General features: G+C 40.7%; 3 protein-coding genes. All 3 read left to right on the top strand.

Features of this window, described 5'->3' with window-relative positions; all coding sequences use genetic code 11:
• Positions 1-95 precede the first annotated feature (95 nt).
• The 3 genes from Ga0451573_RS18770 to Ga0451573_RS18760 are packed head-to-tail and all read left to right on the top strand — an operon-like array spanning position 96 to position 3,266.
• Entirely contained in the window at positions 96-1,310 is a 1,215-nt protein-coding gene (locus tag Ga0451573_RS18770; protein WP_231685722.1) for a site-specific integrase, read from the top strand.
• Positions 1,307-2,272 carry a tyrosine-type recombinase/integrase gene (locus Ga0451573_RS18765; protein ID WP_231685720.1) on the top strand — a complete coding sequence of 322 codons (966 nt, stop codon included), beginning with the start codon at positions 1,307-1,309 and terminating at the stop codon, positions 2,270-2,272. The genes Ga0451573_RS18770 and Ga0451573_RS18765 overlap by 4 nt, the downstream gene beginning before the upstream one ends.
• On the top strand, positions 2,265-3,266 hold the full coding sequence (locus tag Ga0451573_RS18760) for a tyrosine-type recombinase/integrase (RefSeq protein WP_231685718.1): 1,002 nt from the start codon (positions 2,265-2,267) through the stop codon (positions 3,264-3,266). The genes Ga0451573_RS18765 and Ga0451573_RS18760 overlap by 8 nt, the downstream gene beginning before the upstream one ends.
• Positions 3,267-3,385 lie beyond the last annotated feature (119 nt).

Raw genomic sequence — 3,385 nt, 5'->3', positions numbered from 1 at the left:
GAAATTATGTGCTCACTTAATTTATGTGCTCAAGATAACTAATTGTAAAAATGAATAGCAGCATTTTATACTTCAAGTAAAAAGGAGTTGCTGCTATGCCATACGTATTTGTGCCATTGCCAGTTAGGCAAAAACTGAATGAATTTAGGACATTTTTGCTAGAACACGAATACCACGAGAGCACTATTCTTAGTTATCACACCTATGTGTCCAGATTTTTGCGATCAGGTTACTTTAACGAAAAGAATGCCAACATCACAGACCAGATCACCGAATTCTTGAAAAATGAGGCCTCAATGGCTCCTAAAACCTTTAAAGATTGCCGTGCTGCGCTATACGCTTTTCATAAATCTTTAATGGGGGTAGCGTATCCCAAAACTGTAAAAGACGCAGGCAATGCTGAAATTGAAGATCTTCTTGTTGGATTCCAAGACTTCCAGAGAAGAGTCAAGCATCTGGCAGACACAAGCATTAGTTCTGAAACTGTTAATATAAGACGCTTCCTTGGTTTCATCTATCAGCAGTCTAAGAATTTTGATGTGTCAAATATCTGCGCCATAGATATCCGAAATTATTTTACCGGAGAAGCAGCTTATTTAAAGCCTAGTACTAAAGGGAGAATAGCCACATCCATTCGTAATTTCTTCCAATACCTTCGGTTTACTCGTGTAAATGTTGATGAATCTATTTTTAAGATTCCTCTATCGCCAGCGGTGTGGAAGTTAAATTCCGTTCCCACTGTAATAAGCGATGAAGAATTTGAATCACTACTTAGTTCGTTTGACAAAAATCGAACATCAGGAATACGCGATTATGCAATTGCCCTGTGCTTTACAGAACTTGGGCTTCGGTGTGCAGAAGTTGCCGGACTGTCTTTAGATGATTTCGATTGGGAAAACGGCATTATTAACATTAAAAACACTAAGACTCATACCGACAGAAGACTGCCAATTTCCCCTGCCTTTGGAGAAGCCATTATTAACTATCTACAGAATTCCCGACCCGCATGTAAAAGCCGGGTTCTTTTTGTGCGCTTTTCTCATGCCATGGGTGATCCCATGGGAAGGAGTCAGATAAGGAATGCCATGCGCCGTGCATATAAAAGAGCGGGAATCAGCGAATCCATCACAGGCACACATATATTACGCAGAACGGTTGCCAGCAAAATATATAAAAAAGGCGCCTCATTGAAAATGGTAGCTGATATCCTCGGTCATCAATCACTGGACAGCACTGCCGTCTATACAAAAATTGATACAGAAGGGCTGTTACAAGCTGCCGGTATATGGCCGGGAGGTGGCAGCTTATGATAGCGGATAATAAGATAAGCAGGCAGATCGAATCCTATATTAAATACAAGCAAAGTTTAGGCTATCAACTGAAAATCGAATCGCAAGAACTAAGACGTTTTGCCAAATATACTCGGGATATCGAATATAACGGATCACTTACTATTGATTTAGCCATGCAGTGGGCTTCACTTGACAGTGGCTATAGTAGATGGTATATGGCAAGGAGGCTTGAAACCGTACATACCTTTGCGGTATATGCGGCTTCCATTGATTCTAAAGCACAAATTCCCCAGACGGGTGTCTTCGGGAAATGTCATGGACGTGTGGCTCCTTATATTTACACGGAAGAAGAAATTCTTCGGCTAATGAATGAATCTGCAAATCTATTTTCGACGGATGGCATCAGGTGTATGACCGTATCCACGGCACTAGGCCTTTTGTGGTCCACAGGAATCCGAGTTTCGGAATTGACCAACCTTACTGTGAAGGATGTTAATCTTGAGGAAAGGTATCTGTACATTAGGGATACCAAATTCCATAAGGATCGTCTAGTTCCCCTACATCAAACCGTTTTAGAACAACTTGAGAAATATGAATCACAAGTACAAGCGAAACTTCCTGGACGTTCAAAAGAGGATTTCTTTTTTGTAAACACAAATGGAAGGCGATTCAATACAAGAGCTTTCGAATATGCCTTTCAACAACTCCGTCCCTGTCTTATACCGGATGTCGGACACAGATGGAACGGCAGACGACCGCGTTTATACGATATCCGCCATACTTTTGCCTGCCGTACCATCCTCAAATGGCTGGAAAGCGGAGAAGATGCTAACCAGAAGATCTATTTACTCTCGGTCTATATGGGACATGTAAAACCAGCAGATACATATTGGTATCTTTCATCTACTCCAGAACTTCTTTCCCTTGCGTGTGATAAATTCGAGCTCCACTGCGGAAAGGAGTTTCAATCGTATGAATAGCACCTTCCAAGATTTGCTCCAGAAGTTTTTCCTTAAAAGGATGATGAACCAAAAAAATGTATCTCCAGAGACAATCAAATCCTATAGGGATACTTTCCGGCTCTATGTACACTATTTAAGAATTGCTCACAAATGTCCGCCGTACCAAATAGGTATGGAACATATTGAAGCAGAATTCATACTAGGGTTTCTTGAATATCTAAGTAATGAAAGGAAAAACCAGCCAAAAACTATTAACAGCCGCCTGGCCGCAATCCATGCATTCCTTCACTTTATTTCCTTTGAGAGACCGGAATACAGTGCTGTTGTTCAAAGAAGCCTTATGATACCCTTCCGGAAGGCAGAAAAAAGACAGATGGACTTTCTAACGAAGGAAGAAGTTGATAGTCTGTTGGATGCTTGTTCTATGAACGAAGCACTTGGACGCCGTGACAAGTTGATGGTACTGATTCTTTACAATACCGGAGTAAGGGTATCCGAACTTCTTTCCTTGAAATGTAGGGATGTTCTGTTTGACGGTTCTGGCAGTTTAGCCTATATACATGTGACTGGCAAAGGAAGAAAAGATCGGAATGTTCCACTTTGGAAGGTAACAGTAGCATTTATTAAGAAATATATTAATGAGAATGGTCTTAAGCAAGATGATAAATTGTTCATTAATTATACTGGCGATGAGCTTACCAGGTCAGGTGTCCGGTATCGCATCGCATGTCTAGTAGAAAAAGCGCAGAATACTTCACCTGGCTTAAAAAACAAAACCATCAGCCCACACACTTTTCGGCATTCCACTGCACTTCATTTGCTTCAGTCAGGTGTTGACATCTCAACTATTGCCATATGGCTTGGACATGAGAGCATAAATACAACGCACAAATATATGGAGGCAGACATTGAGATGAAACAAAGAATACTGGAAAAAATGGCTGAACCATCTATTGGAAGCTACCGTTACAGGCCACCCGATGATATTCTATCCTTCCTTGCCTCGCTATAGATATTTATTTATGTGCTTATATGAAGGTGGATAATTTGTTGAACTACAAGGAATATTAAGCAATTTTACCCATTGCAGCATTGCTAAGAAACATAAACAGAGTGAGCACATAATTTCTG

Origin of the sequence: Phosphitispora fastidiosa (assembly GCF_019008365.1) — a bacterium.
GTDB lineage: Bacteria > Bacillota > Thermincolia > Thermincolales > UBA2595 > Phosphitispora > Phosphitispora fastidiosa.
This window is presented reverse-complemented; position numbering and strand designations above follow the sequence as displayed.